This is a genomic window from Streptomyces sp. NPDC058231, from assembly GCF_042882275.1.
Taxonomy (GTDB): Bacteria; Actinomycetota; Actinomycetes; order Streptomycetales; family Streptomycetaceae; genus Streptomyces.
In genome coordinates this window covers 778-1,133 of sequence record NZ_JBHVWN010000188.1, presented here as the reverse complement: position 1 = coordinate 1,133, position 356 = coordinate 778, and the positions used below count along the sequence as shown (strand labels likewise).

Here is a 356-nt window from a genome sequence, read left to right as displayed (position 1 = left end):
CGACGCGGCCCACGCGGCCGGTCGTCACGACGCTCGAAACCACCACCGGGACGCCCACCACGGTCATCGTCACGACGCGGCGCACGGTCGTCACGCGGGAACCTGGAAGCGCCACCGCCGCGGTTGTCGTCACGGCGGAAGCCGCCACGGTCACCGCCGGTCGAAGGCCGACTGTCGTCGCGGCGGAAACCGCCACGGTCACCGCCGGTCGAAGGCCGACTGTCGTCGCGGCGGAAACCGCCACCGGAGCCGCCACCGCGGTTGTCGTCACGGCGGAACCCACCGCCGGAGCCACCACCACGGCTGTCGTCGCGACGGAACCCACCGCCGGAGCCACCGCCGCGGTTGTCGTCACG

General features: G+C 73.9%; 1 pseudogene. It reads left to right on the top strand.

What is annotated here, in order from left to right:
- Positions 1–356 (top strand): annotated as a pseudogene (locus ACFVXE_RS39205) (hypothetical protein); the annotation flags it as partial.